This is a genomic window from Nocardia sp. NBC_00565 (genome assembly GCF_036345915.1).
Lineage (GTDB): Bacteria > Actinomycetota > Actinomycetes > Mycobacteriales > Mycobacteriaceae > Nocardia.
Window position 1 is genome coordinate 2,975,892 of record NZ_CP107785.1, and the last position, 25,952, is coordinate 3,001,843.

The window sequence follows — 25,952 nt, forward strand, 5'->3', positions numbered from 1 at the left end:
CTGGGTGTGCGGCAGCGCGCACCGGCGTCATGTGCCCAGCGCTGCGGCGGCCGCGGCGAGGGTTTGGGTTCGGTAGCCGCCGCCGAACAGCACGATGTGCACCAGCAGTGGATGCAGTTGATGCAATGGGATGCGGGTGCGCCAACCGTCTGCGAGGGGGTGGGTTTCGGTGTAGGCGGCACGGATTCGGTCCAGGTGTGGGGTGCCGAAGAGGGCGAGCATGGCGAGATCGGTTTCGCGGTGGCCGCCGTGTGCGGCGGGGTCGATGAGCACTGCGCGGTCGGCGGTCCACAGAACATTGCCGGACCACAGGTCGCCGTGGATGCGGCTGGGCGGTTCCGGTGGGCCGGCGAGGGTTTCGATGTTCTCGATGACGCGTTCCAGCAGGCGGATTCCGTCGCGACCGAGGTCGGCCGCTGCGCGCGGCAGGTACGGAGCCAGGCGGCGTTCGGCGTACCAGCGTGACCACGGGCCGTCGGCCGGGGTGTTGTCCAGGGGCAGATCGGCGATCCAACCCGGCCAGGGCGCGCCGAACGATCCCGGCGAATCCACGTGCAGCGCGGCGAGATCGCGCCCGAATCGCTCCGCGGCCGCCGCCGTCGGCGCCACTTGCGGCAGCCAGGGCAACACCAGCATGCGCTCGTCGACGGCCAGCACCTCGGGAACCAATTCCGGCGCTCCGTTCGCCAGCCAGCGCAACCCCGCCGCCTCCGCCTCGAAGACCGCGGCTTGGTCGAGCGATGCCTTCACGAAGACCTCGCGGCCGTCGGCGAGCACGGCCCTGTGCAGCGTCCACGAATGACTCGACCCGACGTTGTTCACCTCGCGCACCGAGACGCCGAGCATCCCCGCGATATGTGCCGCCTCGTTCACCGACATGACTCACCCATGCCCAACCCCAACCCGGTCACCACGCCCCAGACAGCGCCGACAGCTGCGCTTCCCGGTCGCCGCCGCACCTTGATCAAGTCCGGCTCCCGTTGTGCACAGATCGGCACCGAGCAGCGCCGACCCGCTCGCACCGATCCTCGGCTCCCGACCGGACCCCCGCGCATCGGCCGCCTGGAAGCCTCGCGGCAGCGAGTTGCGGCGCACGTGCGAGGCGGGTGGGCACCATGTCTGCCTCATCGTGATGCCGCGGTGAGGCGCTTCTTGGTCTCCTCGTCGGCGGGGAAGAACGATTCGATGGCGAGTTCGGCGACGGTCACGTTCATCGGGGTGCCGAAGACGGTGGTGACGCTGATGAAGGACAGCTCGTGGTCTTCGTGGCGCAGACGTAATGGGACGATGGCTTGGTCGGGTTCGGGGAGCGCGAGGTCGACTTCGCCACCGGGATATGCGCGCAGTTCGTCGCGGAGCTCGATCAGTTCGGGTGCACCGGTGACTTCGATCTGGCGTGACAGCCGCTCGAAGATGTGGCCGCGCCATTCGGCGAGATTGGCGATGCGACCGGCCATGCCATCCGGGTGCAGGCTCAGGCGCAGGGCGTTCACCGGGGCGGTGAGCAGCTCGGTGTCGATGCCCGTCAACAGCAGTGCGACACCGGCATTGGCGTCGATCATGTTCCAGCTCTGATCGATGGCCAGCGCCGGATAGGGCTCGTGTCCGGCGAGGATCTGGCGCATCGCGCCGCGCACTGCATCCATGGCGGGTGTGTCCAGCGAGGGTTCGGCGTAGGCGGGGGCGTATCCGGCCGCGAGCAGTAGCCGATTGCGTTCGCGCAACGGGATCTCCAACTGCTCGCACAGGTGCACGACCATGGTGCGGCTCGGATTCGCGCGACCCGTTTCGATGAAGCTCAGATGCCGCGCGGAGGTTTCCGCGCGTCCGGCCAATTCCAGCTGGCTGAGCCTGCGCTCGAGCCGCCAGTGGCGCAACAGGTCTCCGGCTGTCTGCGTACTCACCCCGCCGATACTACGAAGCCGACGGGCCCGAGACGATTACCTCAGTGGTAATCGCGAGCGTTCGGCGTCTTACCTCCCGGGGAATCGACACGTCGGCCCCATGGAGGAAGATCGTTGACGCGAGCGAAAGGACACCACATGCCGACGACGACGAACTACGCGTTCGACACCGATACCGCCAGCACACCGGTCGGCCCGCACGAATTCGAACTCGAGCTCTCCGACCGCTGGAACACCATGGGCGGCACCGCGAACGGCGGCTACCTCATCGCCATCTGCCTGCAGGCGTTGCGCGCGGAACTGCCGCACCCGGACGTGCTGTCCGCCTCGGCCCACTACCTGCGTCCGGGCACCAACGGTCCCGCCCGTATCCGCACCGATCTCGCCCGCATCGGTCGCCGCACCGCCACGGGCCAGGCCATCCTGACCCGCGACGACCGCGAAATCATCCGCGTCCTGGCCACTTTCACGGATCTGTCCAAGGCCACCGGACAGACCGTCGTGCGCAATACACCGCCCGAGCTCCCGGCCCCCGACGACTGCGTCAACCCGCTGCGGGGCATCACCCCGAGCCCCGCCACCATCGCCGAACGCGTCGAATTCCGCATGCCGCAGATCCCCGGCTACTGGCGCGGCACCCCCGGTGGGACTTCCGCCGCCGAATTCTGGATGCGCTTCGCTGACGGCCGCAATGCCGACCCCCTCGCCCTGGCCCTCCTGGTCGACGCCGCCATGCCCGTAGTCTTCGACCTCGGCGTCCCTGGTTCCTCCACCATCGAACTCACCGTTCACATCCGCCGCCGCCCCGCCCCGGGTTGGCTCGCCTGCCGCGTCACCACGAACTACCTCATCGATGGCTTCCATGAGGAGGATTTCGAAATCTGGGACAGCACAGGCACTCTCGTCGCCCAGTCCCGCCAACTCGCCCTCATTCCATAGCCGGATCGACCGGGCGCACCCTGCACCGAGCTGCCCCGATGGGGTTGTCCTGGTGAAGACGTAGCGCTCAGGCGTCGGCGATAGCATTTGGGAGCAACGTTGTGGGCAACCGTCGAACAAGGAGGCGCCATGGCCGAAGCGGCGACCGAGTGGGGCGGTGGGCTGTGGGCGGCTGCTGACCTGGTAACCCCGATGGCCATCCGGGTGGCGGCGACGTTGCGGTTGGCCGACCACATCGCCGCCGGCACACAGACGGCCGAGGCGCTGGCCACGGCGGTGGACGCCGATCGGGACGCGCTGGAGCGACTGTTGGGCCACCTGGTGACCGCCGGTGTGCTGACTCGTGCGGGGACCGGCAGCTACAGCCTGACGGCCCTGGGTGGCCGGTAACGCACTTCCCCAGCAACGCCACACACTCGCCCGCACAGCCAACGTGGCGGCGGGCGAGTCGTCAGAACCGCCAGCGGGTCGCGCCGCCGGAGCCGATCGTTCCGACGGCCGTCGCGGTGCGCGCAGTCAGGCGGTAGATGTGCCAAGGCGGCGGGCCCGCGGAAGGGGCGCTGTACTCGGCGGTGAGCGCCTGGCCGGTGTCGTCGACGCGACAGGGCCAGCCGCCATCGGCCCAGCGCCGGGCCATATCGGCGATTACCTCGGGATCGGTGATCTGGGTTGCGGTGCCTTCGACGACCAGGTCGAATTCATGGGTGGCGACGCTCATCGAGCAGCGCGGATCGCGCGCCAGGTTGCGGCCCTTTCGAGAGTGGGCGCCGGTCACGAACCAGAAGGCGCCGTCGACCCAGAGGGCACCCAGGGAGGTCACGTGTGGGCTGCCGTCCTGGTTGATCGTGCTCAGCCAGCAGGTGTGCCGGTCGAGGCCGCCGCTGCCAGGGGCCAGTTCGATGCCTGCGTCGAGCCGCGCTCGAATACCCGACCAGTCCAGCGGCGCCAGCTCGTACAGGTCGGCGAGGTTGATTACGTCCATACCAGTAGCCAGTCCAGCGGCGCCAGCTCGTACAGGTCGGCGAGGTTGATTACGTCCATACCAGTAGGACGGTGCGCCGATCGGAAACTCACCGATGCCGGCGAATGGGTTGCCCCGGATCTCGGAACGGGCACTGCAAACTCGAACGATGCCCGCAACCGCGCGGATCGCCACAGTAAACTCCAGTAAATGAACGCGGCCCTGCCGACTGTCGGAGTGGAAGAGGAGTTCCTGCTGGCCGATCCCGCCAGTGGCGCGCCGGCCCCGAGAAATGTCGAAGTCGCCGCGGCGGCGGCCGAGGTCGGGATCGATCTGCAGTTGGAGTTGACGCGCTGTCAGATCGAGACCAATACCGAAGTCCATACCAAGACCTCGGAATTGCTCGATGACCTGCGCCGATTGCGCACGGGCGTGGCGAGTTGCGCGGAAAAGCACGGTGCGCGGCTGCTCGCGGTGGGGGTGCCGCCTGCGGTGCAGGACGAGTTCCCGGTCACCGATACCCCGCGCTATCAGCGCATCGAACGCAATTTCGGCATGCTGGCCCATGAGCAGGGACTGTGCGGCTGCCACGTCCATGTGGGGGTGCCCGCGCGCGACGTCGCGGTGCGGGTGGGGAATTATCTGCGGCCGTGGTTGCCGGTGTTGTTGTCGTTGACAGCCAATTCGCCGGTGTATCGCGCCACCGATACCGGATACGCCAGTTGGCGCAGCATCATGTGGCGGCGGTGGCCGAGCGCCGGGCCGCCACCTTTCTTCGCATCCATCGCGGATTACGACGATATGGTCGAGATGATGCTGGCCAGCGGCAGCATCCTGGATACGGCGATGGTGTATTGGGATGTGCGGCCCTCAGCGTCGTTCCCGACCGTCGAGGTGCGCGTCAGCGATGTGCCCGCGACCGTCGAGGAAACCGCGTTGCTGGCCACACTCATCCGCGCCGCGGTCGCGATGGCGCTCGAGGAGAGGCGGCCCGCGCCCCCGGTGCCGGCGGAGGTGTTGCGTGCCGCGTATTGGAAGGCCGCGCGGTCCGGCCTGGACGGTGACGGCCTCGACACCCGCACCGGACGCACTGTGCCCGCCCGCATATTGCTCGACCAGTTGATCGACTATGTAACCCCGGCGCTCGAGCAGTCGGGCGATCAGGAGTTCGTCGCCGCGGCGGTCGCGGCAGTCGCGGCGCGCGGCAACGGCGCCCGACGACAGCGCGCCGCCTTGCGCGCGCACAACGACGTCACCGAGGTCATCGATGAGCTCGCCGCCGCTACTCTCGAAGGCTGCTATTGACCGGCGGGCGGCAAGCCGAAGACGGGGCGCGGTCCACCGTCACGGACAGCTTGAACCGCGACGAGCGCCAATAGCGTCGCGCCGTCACCGAACTCATTGCGGCCTCCCACCCGAGACGTTCTACTACATAGCGTAGTTGATACGTCCGTCGGGCAAAAGGGTCAGCCGATGACGGAGTTCATGATGGTGCCCGCACTGGTCGCGATGACACCGCCGATCATCCCTCCGGCGATCATCTTCGGTGACTCCAGCGTGCCGCCGTTCCACTTCTCCCAGGCGAACCGGCCACCCGCGTAGGTGATGCCGCAAACGCCCGACAGCAGCACCAGCCAGGTCAGATATCTGACCATCTGGAGGATCTTGTCCGAGGCGGGCGGCGCCTCGGGAGTCGGGTTGCCGATTTGGGCCAGTACGGTCTCGTGCAAGGCGATCAGGATCATGGGCGCGCTCATTCCAGGTCGATGCGGACGAGAATGGCAGATAACCGAGCGATAACCAGATCGGTACCCGACAGTATGGGCGGCGGATGCGATTTTCGTGGGGCGTCCGCGGAACCTGTCTGTTATGTCCGATGGCCGCACCGCGCGCAGCGGGTGTACTATTCGCCCGAACGACCCACGCGGGAGCTCGGGCACGGCCGGGCTGAGAGGGCGGACCCCACGTTTCGCCGACCGCATGAACCTGTCCGGGTAATGCCGGCGTAGGGAGAGCGGTACCGGGATGTCTGCACCCACCCTTGATCGACGTGAAGCTCCGCTGACCCTGGACCAGCCCGCACCCAAAGTGCTGTCGTTCTGGGATCAGAGTGCGTTCTGGGCGAACCTCGGGGTCAGCTTGTTCGCGTTCTCCGGCGCGTACACGGTGCTGGCGCCCAATACCGACGGCGCGGCGCAGATCTCCATCGCCGCGGGCATTCTCGCGATGATCATCGGGACGGTAGTCGGCGGTCTCATGCTCGGACTGGCCGCGATACCGGGAACCGAGACCGGCAAACCCGCGATGATGCTGCTGCGCGGGCTATTCGGCGCAAAGCTCAGCTATCTGCCGACGGTGCTCAATATCGCGCAGCTGATCGGCTGGGGCACCTTCGAGCTGATCGTCATCGGCAACGCGGCCGAAGAGCTGTTCGACGGTGGACCGCACTGGGTCTATGTGGTCGCCGCGGGTGTGCTGACGACCGTGTTGACGATCTGGCCGCTCGGTTCGGTGCGGATGCTGCGGCGGTTCGTGACCGTCGGCGTGGTGATCGCCCTGATCTGGTTCTATCTCCAGTTCATTCGCGAGGGTCTGCCCGATCTCACCACCAACCCGGGCCCCAAGAGCAGTGGACCGTTCGGTGTCGATTGGAATCTGTTCTGGGTCGCCACCGATGCGGCACTGGCGGTTTCGATCTCGTGGGTGCCGGTGGCCGCGGACTACACCCGGCACTCGCGCAGTACCCGCGCGGCATTCGGCGCGGCGAGTGGGGCGTATGCGTTCACCCAGATCATCGCGTACGTGTTGGGGCTGTTCGCGTTGGCGCTCGCCTCCGGTGACGGCGGGGTGTACTCGCCGTTCCTGACGGTCAGCCTGGGTGCGGTGTTCTTCTTCATCTTCGTATTCCGTGAGGCCGACCAGTCTTTCGCGAATGTCTACTCGACCGCGGTGTCGATCCAGAACCTCGCGCCGCGGGTCGATCGCCGGGTGTTGTCGGTCGGTCTCGGTGTGCTGATCACGTTGCTGGCGCTGCGGCTGAATATGGAGAACTACTTCGGCTTCCTCGGCCTGATCGGCTCGGTGTTCGTGCCGCTGCTCGGCGTGCTCGTCGCGGACTTCTTCCTGCGCGCGAAGGGGCAGTGGAATACCTCGATCGACGCGCCCTCGCGGTGGGGCATGGTTTTCGCGTGGCTGGTGGGGCTTTCGGTATACCAGCTGATCAACCCGGGCGATGCTGGCGTGTGGACCGACTTCTGGGTGCATGCGCAGGAGAAGCTGCACTTCACCAAGCAGGCTTGGATGAGTGCGTCGCTGCTGTCGTTCGTCGCGGCGGTCGCGGTTGCCTGGATCGTCGGGCGGATCTCGCTGCGCAAGACCGGGGCTAGCACCTCGTAGACCCGCCGAAGTCGGCTGTGCGACACCGGCGACGCGCACCTGCCCCGGGCCGGGGTGCTGTCACAGACGCAATGATCGCCCCATCCAGGTTGCACATTGTCCGAGGCGATCACTGGGTATGCGGGAACCCTGCAGCGGGGTTTGGTGTCCGCACGGTCAGTTCACGCGACACGAACCGGGGCATTTGCCATTCTCAGGTGATCGCGAGCAATTCGCCGACAAGTGTTGGGGCATCGGGCAACTATTGTCGACGACATGACTGGGCCTACCGGACGGCCCGGGACTTCGCCGACGAGGAACTCGGCCCTTGATCCGGCGAGTTCGACGATGTCGTCCTGGACCCGTGTCCATGCGTGGCGCTGGCGGGCGCATCCCGTGCTCACAACGCGACTATCCGGAGTCCATGACGTCCTCGCCGTCGCACTGATGGCGGCGACCTGTGGGTGCGGGGGCCACTGGTGACGCCGCAGCCGAGCCGCCTATCCAGTGGGACAGCAGCACAGGTCGCGGTGTGTGGGCCGCGCGACTGTACCGCGGCTGAGGCCGGATGGGCCGAGGAGGTCGGGCGACTGCTCGCGGCGGCCGGTGCGACCGTGCTGTGCGGTGGCGGCACCGGCGTCATGGCCGCGGTCGCCGAAGGTGCCTCGCGCGCGGGCGGTCTCGTGATCGGCGTCCGCCCCGATACCGATCGTTCCGCCGTCTGCCCCGGGCTCTCCGCAGTCCTCTACACCGGCATGGGCGAGGCCCGCAACGCCATCCTCATCCACTCCGCCGACGCCGTCATCGTGATCGGCGGCTCTTGGGGCACCCTCTCCGAACTCGCCCTTGCCCGACACCGCGGCACCATCCCCATCATCTCCCTCGGCGGCTGGCAGATCCACGACGCCGCCGGAAAACCAATAGCGGCGGCACAACTCGCCTCCGATCCCGCCGACGCAGTTCACCGCGCGCTGAACTAGCAGTGCTGACCATGGACGTTGGTGACGCGTGGTCAGTGCAAACAGCGGCAGGCCCGGGGCGGGTCATGCGCTGACTATTCGGCGAAAGACTTGGCGCGGGCCGCCTTCCGGACCCGGGGCGGCCGCTTCGGCCGGGGTGAAGCCGAGGCTCTCGTAGAACGCGCGGGCGCCGGTGGCGGCGGGGTGTCCGAGGCCGAAGGTGATCACCTCGATGGTGGCAGGTGCTCGGACGAATCTGCGCACGGCATCCGATATGAGCGCGCGACCGACGCCGACCCCGCGTTCCGGTTCGGAGACGACGAGCCAGCGGACGTGATAGATCGGCGCTCGGCGCACTCCGAACAACAACCCGCCCACGACATTCGGGCCCGAAGCGGCGACCAGCGCCGTGCCGCGTCGAATGTTGTTCAGCACCGCGCCGTGGAAGCCGGGGTCCTCGACCATCGGGCCGAACCAGTGCTCGACCTGAGCTGCCAGCTCCAGAAAAGCCGGAATATCCTGCTCCCGCGCGAGTCTCACGATCACTCGGCCAGTCTGGCAGGGCGGTTCACGCCGCTCCCACCCTCCACGATCACGGCGACGAGCCGGGCGTGAGGGACTCACCGAGGCCGGAGCGCGACGGCACCGTGCGTCGCTACCCGGCCCCCTCGTCGGCAAGCCGCTGGATCCCTCCGACATAGAGGGGCACCTTCCCGCTGATATGCAAGGCGAACCGGGGCCGATTCGTCCACGCATATCATGGCCGTGCATCCCGGCATCAGCTGGACGACGGACGGGTGGGTACGGTGACGAATTCCCAGGATGGTGGCCATGAAGCGACCGCAGCAAAGCGGCGGATCGACGCCGATCCGACAGTCTCCGCCTCGACGGAACTCGCGGTCTGGCGGGAGAAAAGGTACGTCGCACTGGGTAGTTCGTTCGCGTCCGGGCCGGGTATCGCGCCCCGGGTGCCGGGCTCGCCTCGGCTGGCGGGGCGATCGCAGCGCAACTACCCGCATCTCGTCGCTACGGCCGCCGGGCTGTCGCTCACCGATGTCACCAGCAGCGGTGCGACGTGTGAGCATCTGTTGCGCAGCCGTCAGTACGGGCAACCGCCGCAGATCCGTTCGGTCAGTGCCGGTACCGATCTGGTCACCGTCACCATCGGCGGCAATGATATCGGCCTCACGCCCTACCTGCTGGCCCGCCGGCTGCCGCGACCGCTCGGACTGCTGCCGCCGATCGCGAAGTTCGGCGACGCGTCCGCGGCCTTTCGTCGGCTGGCGAATGTCGAAAACGAGATCGTCGAGGTACTCGAAGCGGTCGCCGCGCACGCACCGCACGCCCACATCCTCCTGGTGAACTACCTGTCCGTGCTGGGCCCGGAAGCCGCGACCGACACCGCGGTCGACCGTCACTACCGTCACCTCGCCGAATCCCTTGCCGCACATACCGAATCCGCCGCAACCCGCACGGGTGCCGAACTCATCGATGCGCGAACACCGAGCCTGGGCCATCCTCCAGGCAGCCCCGACGCCTGGACCATCGACTTCTACGTCCCCCTGCCCCGCCGCACCTACCCGGGCAGCCCCTGCCATCCGACTGCCGCAGGAATGGCCGCTGTCGCCGACTTGATCACCACCCGCCTCCGCACCCTCACCCCACGCCGGTAACAGCTCCACCGAACGGCGGCTGGTTCGGGATCAACGGGCATGCGCGCGGGACAGGTTCCAGCTCTGCCAGGTGTCCTCGTCGAGTCTCGCGCGGATCCGGTCGAGGACGTCGTTGCGCTGTGGTTCGGGCAGTTGGTCGAGGGCGGGGACGATGTCGGGTGAGAGGTTGCCGAGATACTGGGTGTCGAGATTCTTGCCGTGTTGCCAGCGATCGATATTCCGTTCCGCGACAAGGCCTTCCGGATTGAGGATCGCCAAGGCGAACAAGGTCGCCATTCCGGTCCCGATCGCGGCGCGTGGCAGCCAGGTGCCGTCCAAGCGGAGTACGGCCACGATCATCAGCAGGTAGACCAAGCCGAGCCAGAGTTCGCAGACCTCGACCAGCAGGCGCAGCACGGTGAATCCGTATGCCTGCTGGTAGGTCCACATGCGGCCGAGTGCGGAGGCGACGATGACCAGCGAGAGCAGGCCGAACGCGCACAGCAGAACTCGCAACCAGGCCCGATCGGTAGCGGAGTCCTTTGCGGCCCAACGCAATACGACGGCGATCACGGCGAGCGTGAGGATGGTGACGATCGACAGCTGCCAGAAGCCAGTTCGCGCGTACTCGGCGTAGGTCAGGTTCGCGGTCCGCTGAACGTAGTCGTCACCGCCGAACAGTGCGACGAACTGGACGGCGACGAAGACCGCGAACAACACTGTCAACGCGCCCACCGGCAGCGACCACTCCAGCCGTCGCAGGAACCGGCCGCTCGCTTCGCCTTCCGCCGCGGCTCGCGGACCCGCCAGCAGATATATCGCCCCCACACTGCCGAACCCTAGGACCACGAACAGGATGATCCATTGCACAACCGATCCCGCATCGATCTCCGGCGTCACCGACCTGAGCAGCTTCGCGAAGGTCGCATCGGCACCACCGAGCAAAGGCACGAACACCGCCAACAAAGCGACGGTCACCGCCACCGACACCCCGACCCGCGATGCTCGCTTCCCCTTCCCGTCACCAATCCGCCCGAACGCCGCGTACACCCACGGAATCCCCGCAACCGACTCGATCGGCACCGCGATCACGTCATACCACGCCCCGTACACCGACCGCCGCCCCACAACCGCCAACGACCCAGCCACCCCCGCCCCCACCACACACAACGCGAACAACCACCCCGCCGCCCGAAACGCCCCAACCCCCAACAGCGCCAACGCCAACACAACCCACCAAACCCGCCCCCAACTCCGCAGCAGCACCCCGAATCCCACGCCACCCGCCCCCGAACCAGCCCAACCCGCCTCAGCACCCCCACCCTCGCGCCGCGCCCCCGTAGCACGCCCCGTCCCAGCCGACCGCCCCGAATCTTGCCCCACTACAGAGGACATCCCCGATGACGGTCCGGCCGAACCTCCAGCCCGATCCGACACCGCGCCAATAGTTTCGGAGCGCGTCGAACCGCCCGTGACCGCCGGATCGCATTCCACCGACGACGATGAGGCCGCAGCGACCGACGACGGGTCCGTCACGGAGGGCCCGGCCGTGGGCAGCTCCGCCGATGGCCGTCCGGCCGAATCGTTTGCCCGACCCGGCTTCGCCTCAGCACCTTCGGACCGCGTCGAACCGCTCGTAACTGCCGGGCCCGAGTCTCGTTCCGCCACCGCAACCGCGGCACTGGTCGACGGCGATACGGTCAAGAACGGGTTGCCCGATAGCGGGACGGTCACCGCGGCTGCTGCTGAGAGCGGGCTGTCCGATGGCGGTACGGCCGGTACGAGTGGCGTGGCCGGCTGGGCATCACCTTCGATCGCGGCGGCTCGGCGGGCTCGGCGGTCGACCGTGAACACCACTGCGGCCACTATCGAACCGGCCAGTAGCCAGCCGATTCCCGGGCGGTCCAAGGGGATCAAGGCCGCGCCGGCGAGACCGGCGAGGCCGGCTGCGGGCAGGACGTCCGGTGGGCATGCGACCCGTCGCCATCTCGGCAACGGCGCCTTCCAGTCGGAGCCGGGCTTGTTCGGCGATTCCGACAACGGTGTCGGTTCGGGTTGCGGTGGGTTGTCAGGCGTGGGTTGGTCTGGCATGGGTGCCCCTCATGTCGGTGTGCGGGATCGACCCGGGACCTTGTGGGTCCGGGTTGCGGGCCTGCGGGGTGGGTCAGTGGTCGGGGAGGACGACGCGGATGCGGGAGCCGGGGTCGGCGACGGCGATGGTGCCGCCGTGGAGGTCAACGATCCAGCGCGAGATGGCCAGGCCGAGACCGGTGCCGCCGCCGTCGGTGCGGCCGCCGCGGGTGAAACGGTCGAAGATGGTGGCGCGTTCGGCGATCGGGATGCCGGGGCCCTGGTCTTGGACGTCGATGGTGAGGTGGCCGTGGTCGGCGCGGGCCTCGATGCGAACCTCACCACCGGCGGGGCCGTGGCGGGCGGCGTTGTCGAGCAGGTTGAGCAGCACCTGATGTAAGCGTGCACGGTCTGCGAAAACGCTTGCGGTGCAAGGTTGCACATCGGTGCTGAAGCGCACGCCGCGCCCCAGTGCCGCGGCCGTCACCTCCGCCTCGGCGATGACCTCGGCCAAAAGCGGTGTAACGGTGAGATGTTCACGGTCCAGTGCGCGGGCGCCGGATTCGATGGTGGACAGGTCGAGCAGTTCGGAGACGAGCAGGCCGAGCCGTTCGGTTTGCGCGAGCGCGGTGCGCAGGGTTTTGTCATCGGGTTTGGACACCCCATCGACCATGTTCTCCAGCACCGCGTTCAGTGCGGTGATCGGGGTGCGCAGCTCGTGCGAGACATTGGCGATCAGGTCGCGGCGCTGTTGATCGGCGGCGGCCAGGTCGGCGGCCATCTGATTGAAGGCCACCGCCAACTGCCCGACCTCATCGCGGGAACTGGCGCGCACCCGCCGCGTGTAATCGCCCTGCGCCATCCGTTTCGCCGCCGCCGTCATCTCCCGCAGCGGCCTGGTGGTGCCGTGCGCGAGGATCTGCGAAGTCAGCAGTGCGATCACCGTCGCCGCGATAGTCGTCTTCGGCGGCAACCATCCGATCCGCAACCGAAAGAACCCGAACGCCACCCCCGCCGACCCCAACATCAGAATCGCGAACTTCAACTTGATCGACTTCACCGGATCCAGCGGCCGCGGCAGCAGCTCCGCCACCGCGTCCGACACCACCCGCACCTGCCGCACGACAGTCGCCCGCCACACCGATGCCGCAGCGGGCGGATCCGAAGTCGGCTGGTCGGTCATCGTGCCTCCAATGCGTAACCCACTCCGTGCACCGTGCGGATCAGATCTGCGCCGAGCTTGCGGCGCAGGGCTTTGACGTGGCTGTCGACGGCTCGGGTGCCTGCGGCGTCGGCCCAGTCCCAGACTTCTTCCAGGAGTCGTTCGCGGGCAAGGACCACGCGCGGGCGACGCGCGAGGCGGGCCAGGAGGTCGAATTCGAGCGGGGTGAGCTGGGCCTCGACCTCGGCGCGCCACACGCGGCGCTGGTCGACGTCGATGCGGAGGTCGCCGACGATGATGGTCGCACCGTCGCGGTCGGCGACCCGGTCCATGCGCCGTAGCAGGGCGTGCACGCGGGCGGCGAGCACCCGCAGGGAGAACGGTTTGGTGAGGTAGTCGTCGGCGCCGACGCCTAGGCCGATGAGTTGATCGGTTTCGTCGGTGCGCGCGGTGAGCATGAGCACCGGGATCGGGCGCGCGGCCTGGATCCGGCGGCACACCTCGAGGCCATCGAAGCCCGGCAGCATCACATCGAGGACGACCAGGTCCGGCGCGAGCGTCTCGGCCGCGGTGACCGCACCGGGACCGTCGTGCGCCAGATCGACGCTGAACCCTTCGGCCCGGAGCCGCGCGGCGACCGATTCCGCGATGGTCACCTCGTCATCGACCACCAGAATCCGTCGCACCCCCTGCCCGCTGACCGCCGCGTTCTGTTCCATGAAGCGAAACCCTAGCCACCCGCTGTGGAGAGAAGCGGCACCAATTGTGGAGATTCCGTGTGCGTCCAGCGAGCGGCCGGCGATCGAAGCACCGTTGTGACAACCCAACGGAGACATCGAACCGTGTCCTACCCGCAACGAAACCGAAGGCCGAGAAGTCGCGGCGGCAGCGGACAGTTAGCGACATGGTTGCGCTGGGAAGGATCGGGATACGCGTGCTCGTGGCCGCGGCAGTCGCGGTCATCGCCTCCATGGGGCTCCCCGGAAACGCACTGGCCGAACAGCGGGCAATGCTCGGCGGCGGATCGGGCATTCTGCTCGACGGCCGATATACCTGCACTCTCACCACCGTCGGCTACGACCGCGCCGAGCGCATGGTCGGACTCACCGCTGGACACTGCGCCGAGATCGGTATGTCCGTGCAGGCCGAGGCGCGGCAGGCGGGCGTCATCGGCACCGTCGCCGCTGTCGATCACGACAGCGACTTCGCCGTCATCGACTTCGACCGCGCCAAGGTCACGCCGATCCGCCAGGTCGCGCAGACCTTCATCGACGGCATCGGCACGCCGCCACGGCTGGGCGACATTGTCTGCGAGAACGGCCGCACCTCCGGATTCAAGTGCGGTCTGGTGTGGGATACGAACCTGCGGTGGTTTCAGCACCAGGTCTGCTCGCGGCCCGGCGATTCGGGCGGACCAGTCACCATCGGCGACCGGCTGGTCGGGATGAATGTCGGACATATCGGGGTCGAGATGCTCGGTGTGAGGGTGTTCGACATCGGCTGCGAGAGCCTGATAGCGCCGCTGCACGATCCGGCCGTGGCGACACAGATCGGGATGGTGCTCGCGGCGATCGATGCGGGCGGCGGTGTGGGAGCAGGTTTTCGACCGCTCTGAATACCGCACCCCTGGCTCGAATTCCCGCCCGCCCTTCCCCGATCGTGACACTCACGACCGTGAGTTGAAGTGCCCCGGCATGTTTCGACTACCGTGGGCGGCGGCCGGATACCCGCTCAGCGGTAGACGAGGTCCTTATATGTCTGGAGGATTCCGCGGATGGAGGGCGTCACGAGCAGTTCTCCGTCCAACGGCGCCCATACGTAGCCAGCGTGTGCGGTGAGCAGAATTGGGCCGGTGGATGCCACGTCCACGGCGAAATGCAAGCGTCGGACCGGCTTTCCAGCCGGAGACAAGTAGTCGAAGTCGCCGATGTGCCGGCCGATGCCGGTGACGGTCAACCCGGTCTCGTCGCGGACTCCGCGAATCACTGCCGCGGCAACCGACTCGCCCGGTTCCACGGTGGCGCCCGGAAGCTTGCGGGTCAGCTGGATCGGCCCCGTACTGTGGGCTTCCAAAAGCAACACTTCCCCACCCCGGTCGATGATCGCGCCGACTCGCAGCCCAACACCATCACGTTCACCGCGCGGAAGCGCCTCGTCGAACATCGATACCGACATCGGCGGACTCACCAGCCTTTATTCGGGCGGACCTGCCGCGTCAATGTAAGAGCGATCGTCCCAATGTTACCGTGACATCACTGCCACATGACAGCCGGTTCCAATTGGTGTCGGCTGGTTCACGATAGATCGGCGTCGGCGATGCGGGCCAACGCCACGCACAGCAGCGGTTGTCCTGTCACTGAGCTTGTCGGAGACGTCGGGTTCCTGGAAGTTCGGTGACCGCGGCGCTGCGGTCGGGGTGGTCTCGGCCAGATGCCGTGGCGCGGGTGGGATCGGGAAGTGCGGGGCAGTGGCAGTGGCATATCAGAAGAGATGCCGTCGGTTTCGCAATCCTTCGGCGCGACACCGTATTTCACGGGGGTGCAGTGCTCGTTGAGGGTGTAGTTGTCACCGGCGGAGAGGTCGCGGCCGCTGGCGGGAACTCGATGCCGATTACCCGTGCGAGATGACGTCGCGCCGAGGTGATGGACCACCGTACTCAGCGAGGCTCGGGACGGCGGTGCAGGAAGAAGTCAGCAGACGGGTGAGTGCGGATCGCCGCTCCTGTCGGGATTCGGCGCTTGCAGCTCGATCGCGAGCGTAGTCGGCGAGCAAACCAGGCAACCGGTAGTGATGTCTGTCTACCTCCACGATCATATGCTCGTCGACCAGACGGTCCAGTTGCTGCCGGGTCTGTGCGGAGGTGAGCGCGGCCAGCGCCGCAACGGAATACACGGTGAAGTCGTCGCGGGGATGTAATCCGAGCAACCGGAACAAACGCTGATGTACGGGGTCGAGCGCCTGGTAGGAAAGATCGAATACGGCCCGCAGGTGTCTGCTACCCCGAGCCTGCTCGTTCAGTGGGCCACCGACCTCGTCCAGTCGTTCCAGAAAGTCGGCGAAGCGCCAGGTCGAGCGGGATTGCAGCCGCCGTGCCACCAGGGCTACGGCCAGCGGAAGCCTGCCGTAGCGGGTCAGCACCTGGTCGACAGCGTCGGGTTCGGCGGCCACCCTGGCCTCGCCGACGGCACGTATCAACACTCGCCGCGCCTCATCCGCGGTGAACGCCGACAGCGACAGCGTATGGGCGCCATCCAGCCACAGCGTTCGTCTGCTGGTGACCAACACCAGATTATCCGGTCCGGCGGGCAGCAGCGGAAGCAGTTGGCTCTCGCCCGCGACGTTATCCAGCAGCACCAGCGCGTGCTTATCGTAGAGACGATCGCGGTACAGCGCGGAACGGTCGTCGAGACTGGCGGGGATCCGGTCGCTCGGCACTCCCAACAAGCGCAGGAACGACCCGAGCACGACCGCGGGCTCCGCGGGTGGCCGACTCGCATAACCTCGCAGATCCGCATGGAGCTGGATGTCACGGTAGCGTCCGTCGGCAAGCAACCGGTGCGCCATCTGCACTGCCAGCTTGGTTTTGCCGACCCCGCCCATACCGAGGATCGCACAGATCGTCATCGAGTTACTCTTGCCGGGCGCGGGCAGGGCGTCCCACAATTCCCGCAGTTGTGCCGCTCGTCCGGTGAAATCGGTAGTCGCGGGCGGCAATTGGCGATGGGCTGTGATCGGCACGACCTCCGGCGCAGCGACTTCCTGGCGCAGTATGCGGTAATAGGCGGCGGTCAGGTCCGGTCCCGGATCCGCGCCCAGCTCGTCGGCAAGGCGATGGCGCAGCGTGTCGAAAACGGCGAGCGCGGCGGCCTGTTGCCCGCCGCCCGCCAGCGCGATCATCAGCTCTCGGTGGACAGCCTCGTTCAACGAGTCGGTATCGGCCGCCCTCCGCAACAACGGCAGTGCCGCATGGTATCGACCGAGCTCGGCGGCGACCGCTGCGTACTCGACGACGACCGTCCGATATTCGTGCGCCAGCCGCACCACTGTTGGGTGAGATTGCAGAGCGTCGAGGCCCGCCAGCGGCTCACCTCGCCACAACCGGACTGCCTCGGCGAAGAGTTCACACGCCGCGCTGAGGTCGCCGTGGTCGCGGGCGGCACGGGCTCGAATCACCGTGCGGTAGTAGATTTTCAGGTCGTGCTGTCCATCGGCGACCGACAGGCGGTAGCCACCGTGAACCGCCGCCAGGATATCGTCGGATTCGGACTCCGCCCGGTTGGGCTGCAAGCGTCCGCGCAGCCGCGAGATGCGCGATTGGAGCAAATGCCCGGTTTGACCCCGTGGACATTCGCCGCAGATCATTTCCAGCAATGTGTTCCTGGGCACCGGGTGGTTCGGCGACAGCGCGAGCATGCCCAGCAGCAGTCGCTGTGTTTCCGAACCGGGGTCGACGAGTTTGCCGTGCACCCAAACCCGGAGCGGGCCGAGCACTTCGATGCGCAGGCCGACGGCACTGCCTTCGTCGACCTCGCGCAACAATTCGGCGAGTTCGCCATGGGACAGTTCGAGTACGTCCCCGAGCATGCGCAGGGTCGATCCGCGTGGGCGGGCCACTCGGCCTTGTTCGAGGTCGCGCAGGGCGCCGACGCTCAATCCGGCCGACTCGGCCGTCTCCTGCTGGGTCAAACCCGCGCGGCGCCGATACTTCCGTACCATTGCCGCCAATCGCCCACGGGGGCCACTGATTTCGTCATCGACCATGCGATCCCACACCTCAGTTGAACCCTTGCGTGGTCGATCATGGCAGAGTATTTGTGGGACGTCATTTTGAAGGCCGCATACTGCTTCCTGTCACCCCCGGTCGATCGGGCACCAGGCACCGTCTGCAGCGGAACGGCGAATCGCGTCGGTGATCCGGCAGGCACGCAGGCCTTCGGTGAAAGACGCGGCCCGGTCGGCGGCGCCGCCCTGCCCGGTGATCTGGTTCAGCACGGCGATCCACTGGTGTACCAGGGTGTGCTCCCAGCCGAGGATATGGCCCGGAGCCCACCAGGTATCCAGGAAGGGCTGGCTGGGCTCGGTCACCAGGACCGCTCGTGGTCCTGCCGTCCGCGAATCTTGTTCATCGTCACGCGTTTGCGCGATATGCAGTCGGTTCAGGTCCTCCATATCCCAGCGCAGCGACCCGTCCGACCCGAAAATCTCCACCAGCTGTCTGCCCTTGCTGGCCGTGGCCACCCGGGATGCCTCCAACACCGCGGTCGCTCCCGAGGTGAGTTCGACCAGGGCCGCATACCAGTCCTCGTGGTCGGTGCCCGGCTCGGCCCGGCGCAGACCCGCGGGCGCGTCCGGCTCCGCCAGCGTGGCTATGCTCGCGCATACTCGGGCCGGCTCACCCACCAACCAGCACAGCAGGTCGATGATGTGCGAATAGTCGGCGACGCTGTTACCGGCCACCGGATCGGCGAACTTCCAGCCGTCGCGAGCCGCGGCCGTGGCTGCCCAGTCCTGCAAATAGCTCAGCCGCACATGGCGGATGGTCCCGAGCCTGCCTTCCTTGATCAGGTCGCGGGCCAGGCGCAACGCTGGAACGAAGCGATAGTTGTATCCGCACACGGCGACGAGATCGGGCGGCACGGCCGCAGCCATTGCCGCTGCGGTAGTCGCGTCGATGGCCAGCGGTTTTTCACAGACCACATGCTTGCCCGCGCCCAACGCGGCGATCGACGGCTCCGCATGCGATTCGTTGGCTGCGACGTTGACCACAATGTCCACGCCGGGATCGTCGATGGCCGCCCGCCAGTCGTCGGTGGCGTGCTGGTAACCGAGCCGGTCCGCGGCCCGCGTGGCCCTGGCTTTGTCCCGGCTCGCTACCGTGACCAGGCGGACATCCGGCAGGTCCAGGCCGAGATCGGGCAGAGCCCGCACAGCGTGCGTGTGAGCGCGAGCCATCCAGCCGGTGCCGATCAGGGCGATCCCGAGAGTCATCGCGAGATGCCTTCCAATTCGTATTGGTCGAGCCGCACCGGAATACCGTTGCGACGACTGTGGGTCGCTGCTTGTGCCACCGAGAACGCGACGAACGCGTCGTGCACCGAACAGGGGTTGTCGCCGATACCCTCGACGTAGTCCAGGAAGCGGCCGACCTCCGATCGGTAGGCGGCAGCGAAGGTGGCCAGAAACCCTCCGTCGGAGGCGAGGACATCGGCCACCCCGTCCACGGTGGGCTGTCGGGTGGCTGAGGAAACTGTTGCGACACCTCCGCTACCTGCCAGTTCGAAGGTCACGTCATAGCCTGTCGCGCTGTGCCGAGAGCTGGTGAGCGAGACTATTGTGCCGCCGCTGAGCGTCAGAACAGTGACCGCGGTGTCGACGTCAGCGGTCTCGGCAAACCCGGCGGCTCCGGTGAGGGCTGCTCCGGTCGCATACACCGACACGATCTCCTCGCCGGTGATGTAGCGGACGATATCGAAGTCGTGCACGCTCTGATCGGTGAACAGGCCGCCGGAGCAGGCCAGGTATTCCGCCGGAGGCGGAGCTTCGTCGGCGGAGACCATGCGCGCCAGATACAGCTTGCCCAGCGCGCCTGATACGACGCGTTGGCGCAGCGCCTGGTAGCCGGGGTCACTACGCCGCTGGAATCCGATCGTCACCGGCACATCGGCGGATTCGACCAGGGTGAGCAACCGCGCCGTCGCATCGAGGGTGGTGGCCACCGGTTTTTCGCAGAAGGTGGGTATTCCCCGGTGCACTGCCTCGGTGAGGATGTCCTCGTGGGTGGTCGAGGGCGAGCAGATCAGCAACGCGTCCAGCCGGTCGCCGAGCAGCGCGGACGGAGATTCCGCGACGCGCCCGCCCACTCGCTCGGCAACGGCTCGCGCGACCTCGGCGCGGGGATCCCACAGTGTCAGCGACCCGACCCGGGATGTCGTTGCGAGCGTGCCCGCATGAAATGCACCGATTCGTCCGGTACCGAGTAGTCCTACCCGCACATCCGCTCCCTGCTGATCGCATTCTCGGTTTCCAGTGTCGGCGGCACCGCTCGCGCGACACAGTCACGTGTCCTGGCCACCACGGAGCGGCGATCGGGGGGGCTACGGGAAAACTACGGGGCAATGGATCTCAGCGGACACCGGCCGGTCGTTCACGTGACCACGGCCGCAGCATCCGCGCTAACCCGTACCGGCTCCGCAGTCGATCGGCTTCCCACCTGTGGGGCGTGTCCACGCTGCGATTTTCGCCCTGGTAGCCGCGTGTCGGCTGCGTCGTTGTCGTCAGGTGCCACTCCTACTGTCGTAGCCACCCTGGAATTCGTCAGCGTCGACCGGAAGCAGCACCCGGCCACCGGTCCGACGCACTTCCGGTTCGCGCAGCTGATCGTGACGAAGGGGCGATCCGTGTCGCACCGAGCAAGGAGAGACCGATGGTGGACGGCAATAGTGTGGGTAGTGGTCGGGTACGGGTGGCGATTGTCGGTGTGGGGAATTGTGCGTCCTCGCTCGTGCAGGGTGTTCAGTACTACCGGGACGCCGATGAGTCGGCCACGGTGCCGGGCTTGATGCACGTCCGATTCGGGCCGTATCACATTCGGGACGTGGAGTTCGTCGCCGCGTTCGACGTCGATGCCAAGAAGGTCGGCTTCGACCTGGCCGAGGCGATCTTCGCCAGCGAGAACAACACCATCAAGATCTCCGACGTACCGCCCAGCGATGTCGTCGTGCAGCGCGGTCCGACGCTGGACGGTATCGGCAAGTACTACGCCGAGACCATCGAGCTGTCCGAGGCCGCACCCGTCGACGTAGTGAAGGTGCTCAAGGACAACAACGTCGACGTCCTGGTCTCCTACCTGCCCGTCGGCTCCGAAGAAGCCGACAAGTTCTACGCCCAATGCGCCCTCGACGCGAATGTCGCCTTCGTCAACGCACTGCCGGTGTTCATCGCCTCCGACCCGGTCTGGGCCGAAAAGTTCACCAAGGCAGGCGTTCCCATCGTCGGTGACGACATCAAGAGCCAGGTCGGCGCGACCATCACCCACCGCGTGATGGCCAAGCTGTTCGAGGACCGCGGCGTGCAACTGGACCGCACCATGCAACTCAATGTCGGCGGCAACATGGACTTCAAGAACATGCTCGAACGCGAGCGCCTCGAGTCCAAGAAAATCTCCAAAACCCAGGCCGTCACCAGCAACCTGAAGAAGGAACTCGGCGCCAACGACGTGCACATCGGCCCCTCCGACCACGTCGGCTGGCTCGACGACCGCAAATGGGCCTACGTCCGGCTCGAGGGCCGCGCCTTCGGCGATGTACCACTGAACCTGGAATACAAGCTCGAGGTATGGGACTCACCGAACTCGGCGGGCATCATCATCGACGCGGTACGCGCGGCGAAGATCGCCAAGGACCGCGGCATCGGCGGACCGGTCATCCCGGCCTCGGCGTACCTGATGAAATCCCCGCCCATCCAAATGCCCGACGACCAAGCCCGCGCCGAGCTGAAGACCTTCATCATCGGCTGAAACCACTTACGGATATTTCTCCGGGAACCGACGGATGTTCCTGAGTGTGGGTACGCCATAGAGTCCGGTTCACTGCTGCACCTCACATGATCGAATCGGTCGGCAGCCGGAGGTAATTGCAGTGTCGGTCACGACGACAGAGCCGCTGGTCGGAGGGCTACTGGCGCAGGAAGTACTGGCCAGAGCCCGGACGATGGTTGAGCCGGTCTTGCGGGCTTCGGTGGATTCGCTGGGCGAACCATTGCGCCGGATGGCCGGCTACCACTTGGGGTGGTGGGATGCGACGGGCACGCCGTTATCAAGTGAATCAGGCCGGGCTCTGCGCCCGGCGCTCACCCTCGGCGCGGCCGCCGCTTGTGGCGGCGACCCCGCTGATGCCGTCCCGGCCGCCGCCGCAATCGAGTTACTGCACAACTTCTCCCTCGTACACAACGAGGTGATGGACGCCGACCCGCTGCGCCGCGGCCGCCGAACAGTGTGGAGCGTCTGGGGCATCACCAATGCAATCCTGCTCGGCGACGCCCTGCAAGCACAGTCCGTCGAGGTGCTGTCGACTCGGCTGCCCGGACATCTGACCGCCAAGGCGATCACCCGGCTGCAAACAACGGCTGTGGATCTGTGCCGCGGGCAATACGCCGATTGCGCATTCGAGAACCAGTCACGGGTCAGCATCGACGAATACGTCTCGATGGCAGCGGCCAAGACCGGCTCGCTGATGGCCTGCGCAGGCGCACTGGGCGCGCTCTGCGTGGGCGCGCACACGCACACCGTGTCGGCAATGGAGATCTACGGTCGCGAACTGGGGCTGGCGTTCCAATTCGTCGACGAGGTGATCGGGATCTACAGCGACCCAGCGATTTCCGGTGAGCCTGTGGGCAATGACCTACGCAACCGCAAGAAGACTCTGCCCGTGATCGCGGCGCTGGAATCGGGCACCGACGCCGGCGTCGAACTGGCGGCTCTGTTCGAATCGATCGAGCCGCTGACCGCCGAACAGGTGACACGGGCGGCGGTGCTGGTCGAGCAGGCCGGCGGACTGGCGCTGACGCTGCGCTACGCGCACGAACGGTTGGCAGCTGCGATGGCGGCGCTTCCGGCTGACGCCGACACCGGGGATCTCGAACAGTTGGCGCTGCTCCTCACCGAGCGAGGCAGGTGAGGCGGCATCCCACCCGCTATCCCAACGCGGCACGCTGGCACAGTCGTGCCGAGGTGACCGCGGACGCGCCACCGAGCCGGATCCGCACCGATTCCGGAGTTCGCCGGGCATAAACTGGGAGACCACAGCGCGGTAACACCGCGAACTTCCGACACAGAGCACGACATCTGCAGATCGTGGTCACCAGCAGGTCACCGGAAGGGCTGCCGATGGCCACCATGCGAGTTCGCAACGAACTCATCGAAATAGATTCCACCGCACTGCGTTTCGATGAGTCCGAGGTGAGCTCACTATTGGTCGGGATCGGCGGCTTCGACCTGGACGACACGCAGATCGCCGATCTGCGCGCCGGCACCGAAGGGTGGGTCGCCGCATTGCAACTCGTGGCCGTGTCGCTGTACGACCAGCACGACCCCCGCGCGCTGATCAGCCACCTGTCGGGCCGACATCACGCCATTGCCGATTACCTCGCCGAGAATGTGCTCGTCACCGTGGATCCGACGCTGCTGGATGCCCTGCTGAATTCCTCGTTGCCCGAACGGATCAGCGGCGATCTGGCCACCGCGCTGACCGGACAGGAGCACGGGCAAGCGCTGCTGTACACCGCACGCTGCTGTTCGGCGGTGGGCTGTAATTCGTCTCCGACATCGGCACCGCGACCCGACTGTCGCGGCACAGTCAGGGACAGTTGCGCGCCGAACAGATCGGCGATCGCGGCGAAGGCGTCGAGTTGCCCGGCGTTCCGGCGCGTCACCACCACGGCTAGCTCGAAGTCGTAAACCCCTGCCGAGGCGAGCGTTTCCATCGCCCGCACCGCCATCCGATAGGAACCGGCGCCGCGCACGGCATCGTTGACCTGCTCGGTGGCGCCGTCCAAGCGGATCTGTACGCCGATGCCATTGCTCGTGGCGAGGCGACGGGCCACCGCCGGGGTGATGCGAAGTCCGTTGGTCGCGAACTCGACTCCGACATGATGGGCGTTCGCGTAGTCGACGATGTCCCAGAAGTCCGCACGCACAGTCGGTTCGCCGCCGCCGATGTGCACATGGCACACCCGTGTCCGCTCGAACTCGGCGATCAGCGCCAGACATTCGGCGGTACTCAACTCCCCCGGATCCCGGCCGCCGGAACTCGATCGACAATAGGCGCAGGACAAATCACAGGCGTAGGTCAGCGCCCAGGTCAAGCAGTTCGGCGCCGCGACGGAAACGCCTTCCACCAGCACCTGGTTGGCAACCGGCGCAGCCGCGGCAGACGGATCGACTGCGTCAACAGCGTTATCGATCATGATGTCTCCTTTGTCCGGTTTATGGCACGGCATGACGGAAATTGTGTTCTCGCCCACGGTAATGTCATTCTACCAATGTGACAAGCACCACTCGACGCGGTCGCCCACGGGAGACGGATGCCCGGCGGCTCGAACTCAGCGCACTGCGTCTGTTCGCGACGCAGGGATTCGAGCAGACCACCGTCGAGCAGATCGCGGTCGGCGTCGGCGTCAGCAAACGCACCTTCTTCCGCTACTTCGATTCGAAGGTCGCCGTGCTGTGGCATGCGTTCGACACCGAGATCGACGCCATCCGCGCCGGACTCGCCGAAGCACCCGCGGAGCTACCGATCATCGCCGCGGTCCGCCACGGCGTACTCGCCGCCAACCGCCGTAGCAGCATGGACCTCGCCGAACTTCGCGTGCGAATCACCCTGCTGCGTGCGGTGCCCGAACTGATGGCGAGCGCGACCAGGCACTACGAGGCCTGGGCCCGGGTGATCGCCGATTTCGTCGCCCAGCGCACCGGCCAACCCGCGGATTCGCTCTATCCGCTCGCGATCGGACGCGCCACTCTCGCGATCTGCCGCGCGGCATACGACCAGTGGGCACCGCGCGCCGACCACGATCTCGCCACCTATCTCGACCTGGCCCTACGTGGTCTGGAAGCCGGTTTCGCCGATAGCGCGATCACCGCTCCCGAACCGGGGAGCGGGGTGATCGAGGTGTAGCCGAACCAACTGTGATCTCACACGTTTCGACAACTATCCCGACTAGCACGATGAGGATTCAGCACCATGAAATTCAAGAAGTTCGCGGTAACGGCCGCGCTGGTGACCACCGGACTCGGCGTCACCGCGGGCACGGTCAATGCCGCGCCCGCGCCGAGTAGCGATGACGTCAAGTTCACCACCTCGCTCACCGAGCGGTCGACGATCATCACCACCGATGCCGGCGATCTGGCCGTCGAGGATGGGGTGTTCAAGATCAAAGCGGCCGATGGGACCGTACTCGGTGGCACCGAATTGCGGTTCCGTGTCGATGATTTCGAATTCCCGATCGCCGCGGATATCGCCGGCCGCACCGCGACCCTGACCCCGCAGTTCGATATGGCACACGCGACCTACAAGCCGGTCGCACTGCCATTCGAGGATCAGGCCCCATGGAAAACCCAATACGACCGTGAACAGGCCGCTTTCGGCCGCATGATGAGCACCATCACCATGGGTGCCACCATCGGCGGCATCGTCGGCGGCCTCGGTGGCGGCGCCATCGGCTGCGTTCTCGGCGGCATCGCCGGGGCCACCGTCGCCTCGGCCACCATCATCGGCCTGTTCGGTGCCTTCATCCCCGCGGCCGCCATCGGCTGCCTCGGTGGCATCGCCGCCATCGGCGCGGTCGGCACCCTGGCCGGCCAGCTGTTCATCGCCGCCCCGATGGCGATCATGGCGGTGGCGCAGTACTTCACCACCATCAACCAGCCAATGCCGACCCCGAAATGAAACACTGAGTAACACAGGCCTTTCCGGCCATTAACCCGCCCGCCCGGCCATTCGCCGGGCGGGCTTCCGGCGCACCGTCGAGGATGCCCGGGGCGTTCTGCGCGGGCACGACGGGCACGAGTCAGGCCCGACCGGGCATCTCGAAACCGGAGACGATCACGGCGTTACTGTCGGCCGCGGCGTGACGCAGCGGTTTCGCCTTCTCGTACGAATCCGACTCATACCAGGCGCGGGCCGCCGCCACCGATTCGAACTCGAGCACAATGGTCCGGTCACCGTGCCAGGCACCCTCGAGCACCTGCGGCTGCGAGTCGGCGGCGAGCACCGAGGCGCCACCCTCGAGCAGCGACGGCCCGGCGGCACGACCGTAGGCATCCATGCCTGCCTCGTCCCGCACGGCCTCAGTGAGGATGACGTACCCCTTCGGCATCAAAGCTCCTTCAGTCGAATTGCATTGGGAGACATCCTACTCTCTATTTTTGCGAAT

The 25,952-nt window shown here is 66.8% G+C and carries 25 protein-coding genes, 1 pseudogene and 1 riboswitch; of the genes and pseudogenes, 11 read left to right on the forward strand and 15 right to left on the reverse strand.

Annotated features, from left to right (window positions below):
* Positions 1-27: 27 nt before the first annotated feature.
* Together OG874_RS14255 and OG874_RS14260 are read right to left on the reverse strand one after the other, a co-directional pair.
* Entirely contained in the window at positions 28-879 is an 852-nt protein-coding gene (locus OG874_RS14255; RefSeq protein WP_330255614.1) for a fructosamine kinase family protein, read from the reverse strand.
* Positions 880-1,124: 245 nt separating this feature from the next.
* Complete coding sequence (locus tag OG874_RS14260; RefSeq protein ID WP_330255615.1) at positions 1,125-1,904, reverse strand: helix-turn-helix domain-containing protein; 780 nt, start codon at positions 1,902-1,904, stop codon at positions 1,125-1,127.
* 138 nt (positions 1,905-2,042) lie between these two features.
* Between OG874_RS14260 and OG874_RS14265 the strand changes: the two genes are divergently transcribed.
* Both OG874_RS14265 and OG874_RS14270 read left to right on the forward strand, forming a co-directional pair.
* Positions 2,043-2,843 carry a thioesterase family protein gene (locus tag OG874_RS14265; RefSeq protein ID WP_330255616.1) on the forward strand — a complete coding sequence of 267 codons (801 nt, stop codon included), beginning with the start codon at positions 2,043-2,045 and terminating at the stop codon, positions 2,841-2,843.
* Between the two features lie 129 nt (positions 2,844-2,972).
* Complete coding sequence (locus tag OG874_RS14270; RefSeq protein WP_330255617.1) at positions 2,973-3,233, forward strand: methyltransferase family protein; 261 nt, start codon at positions 2,973-2,975, stop codon at positions 3,231-3,233.
* 61 nt (positions 3,234-3,294) lie between these two features.
* On the opposite strand, the gene OG874_RS14275 is transcribed toward OG874_RS14270, so the two are convergent.
* Positions 3,295-3,825: a pyridoxamine 5'-phosphate oxidase family protein gene (locus OG874_RS14275; protein WP_330255618.1), complete on the reverse strand. Its 531-nt coding sequence runs from the start codon at positions 3,823-3,825 to the stop codon at positions 3,295-3,297.
* Positions 3,826-4,014: 189 nt separating this feature from the next.
* On the opposite strand from OG874_RS14275, the gene OG874_RS14280 reads away from it, so the two are divergent.
* Positions 4,015-5,109: a carboxylate-amine ligase gene (locus tag OG874_RS14280; RefSeq protein WP_330255619.1), complete on the forward strand. Its 1,095-nt coding sequence runs from the start codon at positions 4,015-4,017 to the stop codon at positions 5,107-5,109.
* Positions 5,110-5,270: 161 nt separating this feature from the next.
* Here the strand turns inward: OG874_RS14280 and OG874_RS14285 are convergent, their stop codons facing one another.
* On the reverse strand, positions 5,271-5,549 hold the full coding sequence (locus OG874_RS14285; protein WP_330257288.1) for a hypothetical protein: 279 nt from the start codon (positions 5,547-5,549) through the stop codon (positions 5,271-5,273).
* 169 nt (positions 5,550-5,718) lie between these two features.
* A riboswitch (TPP riboswitch) is annotated at positions 5,719-5,833 on the forward strand.
* Here OG874_RS14285 and OG874_RS14290 point away from each other — a divergent pair.
* Complete coding sequence (locus OG874_RS14290; protein WP_330255620.1) at positions 5,830-7,200, forward strand: purine-cytosine permease family protein; 1,371 nt, start codon at positions 5,830-5,832, stop codon at positions 7,198-7,200. It overlaps the preceding riboswitch by 4 nt.
* Before the next feature lie 458 nt (positions 7,201-7,658).
* The gene (locus tag OG874_RS14295) at positions 7,659-8,159 is read left to right on the forward strand and encodes an LOG family protein (RefSeq protein WP_330255621.1); all 501 of its coding nucleotides are present in this window, start codon (positions 7,659-7,661) and stop codon (positions 8,157-8,159) included.
* Positions 8,160-8,222: 63 nt separating this feature from the next.
* On the opposite strand, the gene OG874_RS14300 is transcribed toward OG874_RS14295, so the two are convergent.
* Positions 8,223-8,684 (reverse strand): GNAT family N-acetyltransferase, encoded by a 462-nt coding sequence (locus OG874_RS14300; protein ID WP_330255622.1) that lies wholly within the window; start codon positions 8,682-8,684, stop codon positions 8,223-8,225.
* A 260-nt stretch (positions 8,685-8,944) separates the two neighbouring features.
* On the opposite strand from OG874_RS14300, the gene OG874_RS14305 reads away from it, so the two are divergent.
* Complete coding sequence (locus tag OG874_RS14305) at positions 8,945-9,811, forward strand: SGNH/GDSL hydrolase family protein (RefSeq protein ID WP_330255623.1); 867 nt, start codon at positions 8,945-8,947, stop codon at positions 9,809-9,811.
* 30 nt (positions 9,812-9,841) lie between these two features.
* Here the strand turns inward: OG874_RS14305 and OG874_RS14310 are convergent, their stop codons facing one another.
* The 3 genes from OG874_RS14310 to OG874_RS14320 all read right to left on the reverse strand — a co-directional run bounded on the left by OG874_RS14310 (position 9,842) and on the right by OG874_RS14320 (position 13,741).
* Entirely contained in the window at positions 9,842-11,068 is a 1,227-nt protein-coding gene (locus tag OG874_RS14310; RefSeq protein WP_330255624.1) for a DUF4153 domain-containing protein, read from the reverse strand.
* Positions 11,069-11,954: 886 nt separating this feature from the next.
* Positions 11,955-12,887: a HAMP domain-containing sensor histidine kinase gene (locus tag OG874_RS14315; protein WP_442943401.1), complete on the reverse strand. Its 933-nt coding sequence runs from the start codon at positions 12,885-12,887 to the stop codon at positions 11,955-11,957.
* 152 nt (positions 12,888-13,039) lie between these two features.
* Positions 13,040-13,741 (reverse strand): response regulator transcription factor, encoded by a 702-nt coding sequence (locus tag OG874_RS14320; RefSeq protein ID WP_330255626.1) that lies wholly within the window; start codon positions 13,739-13,741, stop codon positions 13,040-13,042.
* Between the two features lie 185 nt (positions 13,742-13,926).
* On the opposite strand from OG874_RS14320, the gene OG874_RS14325 reads away from it, so the two are divergent.
* Entirely contained in the window at positions 13,927-14,637 is a 711-nt protein-coding gene (locus OG874_RS14325) for a S1 family peptidase (RefSeq protein WP_330255627.1), read from the forward strand.
* 116 nt (positions 14,638-14,753) lie between these two features.
* Here the strand turns inward: OG874_RS14325 and OG874_RS14330 are convergent, their stop codons facing one another.
* The 4 genes from OG874_RS14330 to OG874_RS14345 form a co-directional block, all read right to left on the reverse strand.
* Positions 14,754-15,197, reverse strand: a complete 444-nt coding sequence (locus tag OG874_RS14330; protein ID WP_330255628.1) for an NUDIX hydrolase — start codon at positions 15,195-15,197, stop codon at positions 14,754-14,756.
* Between the two features lie 435 nt (positions 15,198-15,632).
* Positions 15,633-17,783, reverse strand: a complete 2,151-nt coding sequence (locus OG874_RS14335; protein ID WP_330255629.1) for a BTAD domain-containing putative transcriptional regulator — start codon at positions 17,781-17,783, stop codon at positions 15,633-15,635.
* Positions 17,784-17,873: 90 nt separating this feature from the next.
* Positions 17,874-19,010, reverse strand: a complete 1,137-nt coding sequence (locus tag OG874_RS14340) for a Gfo/Idh/MocA family protein (protein WP_330255630.1) — start codon at positions 19,008-19,010, stop codon at positions 17,874-17,876.
* The gene (locus OG874_RS14345; protein ID WP_330255631.1) at positions 19,007-20,014 is read right to left on the reverse strand and encodes a Gfo/Idh/MocA family protein; all 1,008 of its coding nucleotides are present in this window, start codon (positions 20,012-20,014) and stop codon (positions 19,007-19,009) included. Before OG874_RS14345 ends, OG874_RS14340 begins: the two co-directional genes overlap by 4 nt.
* 431 nt (positions 20,015-20,445) lie before the next feature.
* Between OG874_RS14345 and OG874_RS14350 the strand changes: the two genes are divergently transcribed.
* Together OG874_RS14350 and OG874_RS14355 are read left to right on the forward strand one after the other, a co-directional pair.
* Positions 20,446-21,537, forward strand: coding sequence for an inositol-3-phosphate synthase (locus OG874_RS14350; RefSeq protein WP_330255632.1), 1,092 nt, complete (start codon positions 20,446-20,448; stop codon positions 21,535-21,537).
* 121 nt (positions 21,538-21,658) lie between these two features.
* Positions 21,659-22,696 carry a polyprenyl synthetase family protein gene (locus OG874_RS14355; protein WP_330255633.1) on the forward strand — a complete coding sequence of 346 codons (1,038 nt, stop codon included), beginning with the start codon at positions 21,659-21,661 and terminating at the stop codon, positions 22,694-22,696.
* A 290-nt stretch (positions 22,697-22,986) separates the two neighbouring features.
* On the opposite strand, the gene OG874_RS14360 is transcribed toward OG874_RS14355, so the two are convergent.
* Both OG874_RS14360 and mftC read right to left on the reverse strand, forming a co-directional pair.
* Positions 22,987-23,130 carry a hypothetical protein gene (locus OG874_RS14360; RefSeq protein WP_330255634.1) on the reverse strand — a complete coding sequence of 48 codons (144 nt, stop codon included), beginning with the start codon at positions 23,128-23,130 and terminating at the stop codon, positions 22,987-22,989.
* A 164-nt stretch (positions 23,131-23,294) separates the two neighbouring features.
* A pseudogene (gene mftC / locus OG874_RS14365) lies at positions 23,295-23,984 on the reverse strand (mycofactocin radical SAM maturase); the annotation flags it as partial.
* A gap of 77 nt (positions 23,985-24,061) precedes the next feature.
* Between mftC and OG874_RS14370 the strand changes: the two are divergent.
* Both OG874_RS14370 and OG874_RS14375 read left to right on the forward strand, forming a co-directional pair.
* Entirely contained in the window at positions 24,062-24,694 is a 633-nt protein-coding gene (locus OG874_RS14370) for an acyl-CoA-like ligand-binding transcription factor (RefSeq protein ID WP_330255635.1), read from the forward strand.
* Positions 24,695-24,760: 66 nt separating this feature from the next.
* Positions 24,761-25,465: a hypothetical protein gene (locus tag OG874_RS14375; protein WP_330255636.1), complete on the forward strand. Its 705-nt coding sequence runs from the start codon at positions 24,761-24,763 to the stop codon at positions 25,463-25,465.
* Between the two features lie 121 nt (positions 25,466-25,586).
* Here the strand turns inward: OG874_RS14375 and OG874_RS14380 are convergent, their stop codons facing one another.
* Complete coding sequence (locus tag OG874_RS14380; RefSeq protein ID WP_330255637.1) at positions 25,587-25,895, reverse strand: DUF1330 domain-containing protein; 309 nt, start codon at positions 25,893-25,895, stop codon at positions 25,587-25,589.
* Positions 25,896-25,952 lie beyond the last annotated feature (57 nt).

Bases quoted from the DNA above. Each gene is read 5' to 3' on its own strand.
- OG874_RS14270 (WP_330255617.1), top strand. From the start codon at position 2,973: ATGGCCGAAGCGGCGACCGAGTGGGGCGGTGGGCTGTGGGCGGCTGCT.
- OG874_RS14340 (WP_330255630.1), bottom strand. From the start codon at position 19,010: ATGACTCTCGGGATCGCCCTGATCGGCACCGGCTGGATGGCTCGCGCT.
- OG874_RS14255 (WP_330255614.1), bottom strand. From the start codon at position 879: ATGTCGGTGAACGAGGCGGCACATATCGCGGGGATGCTCGGCGTCTCG.
- OG874_RS14320 (WP_330255626.1), bottom strand. From the start codon at position 13,741: ATGGAACAGAACGCGGCGGTCAGCGGGCAGGGGGTGCGACGGATTCTG.
- OG874_RS14280 (WP_330255619.1), top strand. From the start codon at position 4,015: ATGAACGCGGCCCTGCCGACTGTCGGAGTGGAAGAGGAGTTCCTGCTG.
- OG874_RS14325 (WP_330255627.1), top strand. From the start codon at position 13,927: ATGGTTGCGCTGGGAAGGATCGGGATACGCGTGCTCGTGGCCGCGGCA.
- OG874_RS14335 (WP_330255629.1), bottom strand. From the start codon at position 17,783: ATGGTCGATGACGAAATCAGTGGCCCCCGTGGGCGATTGGCGGCAATG.
- OG874_RS14375 (WP_330255636.1), top strand. From the start codon at position 24,761: ATGAAATTCAAGAAGTTCGCGGTAACGGCCGCGCTGGTGACCACCGGA.
- OG874_RS14380 (WP_330255637.1), bottom strand. From the start codon at position 25,895: ATGCCGAAGGGGTACGTCATCCTCACTGAGGCCGTGCGGGACGAGGCA.
- OG874_RS14315 (WP_442943401.1), bottom strand. From the start codon at position 12,887: ATGTTGGGGTCGGCGGGGGTGGCGTTCGGGTTCTTTCGGTTGCGGATC.
- OG874_RS14265 (WP_330255616.1), top strand. From the start codon at position 2,043: ATGCCGACGACGACGAACTACGCGTTCGACACCGATACCGCCAGCACA.
- OG874_RS14275 (WP_330255618.1), bottom strand. From the start codon at position 3,825: ATGGACGTAATCAACCTCGCCGACCTGTACGAGCTGGCGCCGCTGGAC.
- OG874_RS14350 (WP_330255632.1), top strand. From the start codon at position 20,446: ATGGTGGACGGCAATAGTGTGGGTAGTGGTCGGGTACGGGTGGCGATT.
- OG874_RS14330 (WP_330255628.1), bottom strand. From the start codon at position 15,197: ATGTCGGTATCGATGTTCGACGAGGCGCTTCCGCGCGGTGAACGTGAT.
- OG874_RS14285 (WP_330257288.1), bottom strand. From the start codon at position 5,549: ATGATCCTGATCGCCTTGCACGAGACCGTACTGGCCCAAATCGGCAAC.
- OG874_RS14290 (WP_330255620.1), top strand. From the start codon at position 5,830: ATGTCTGCACCCACCCTTGATCGACGTGAAGCTCCGCTGACCCTGGAC.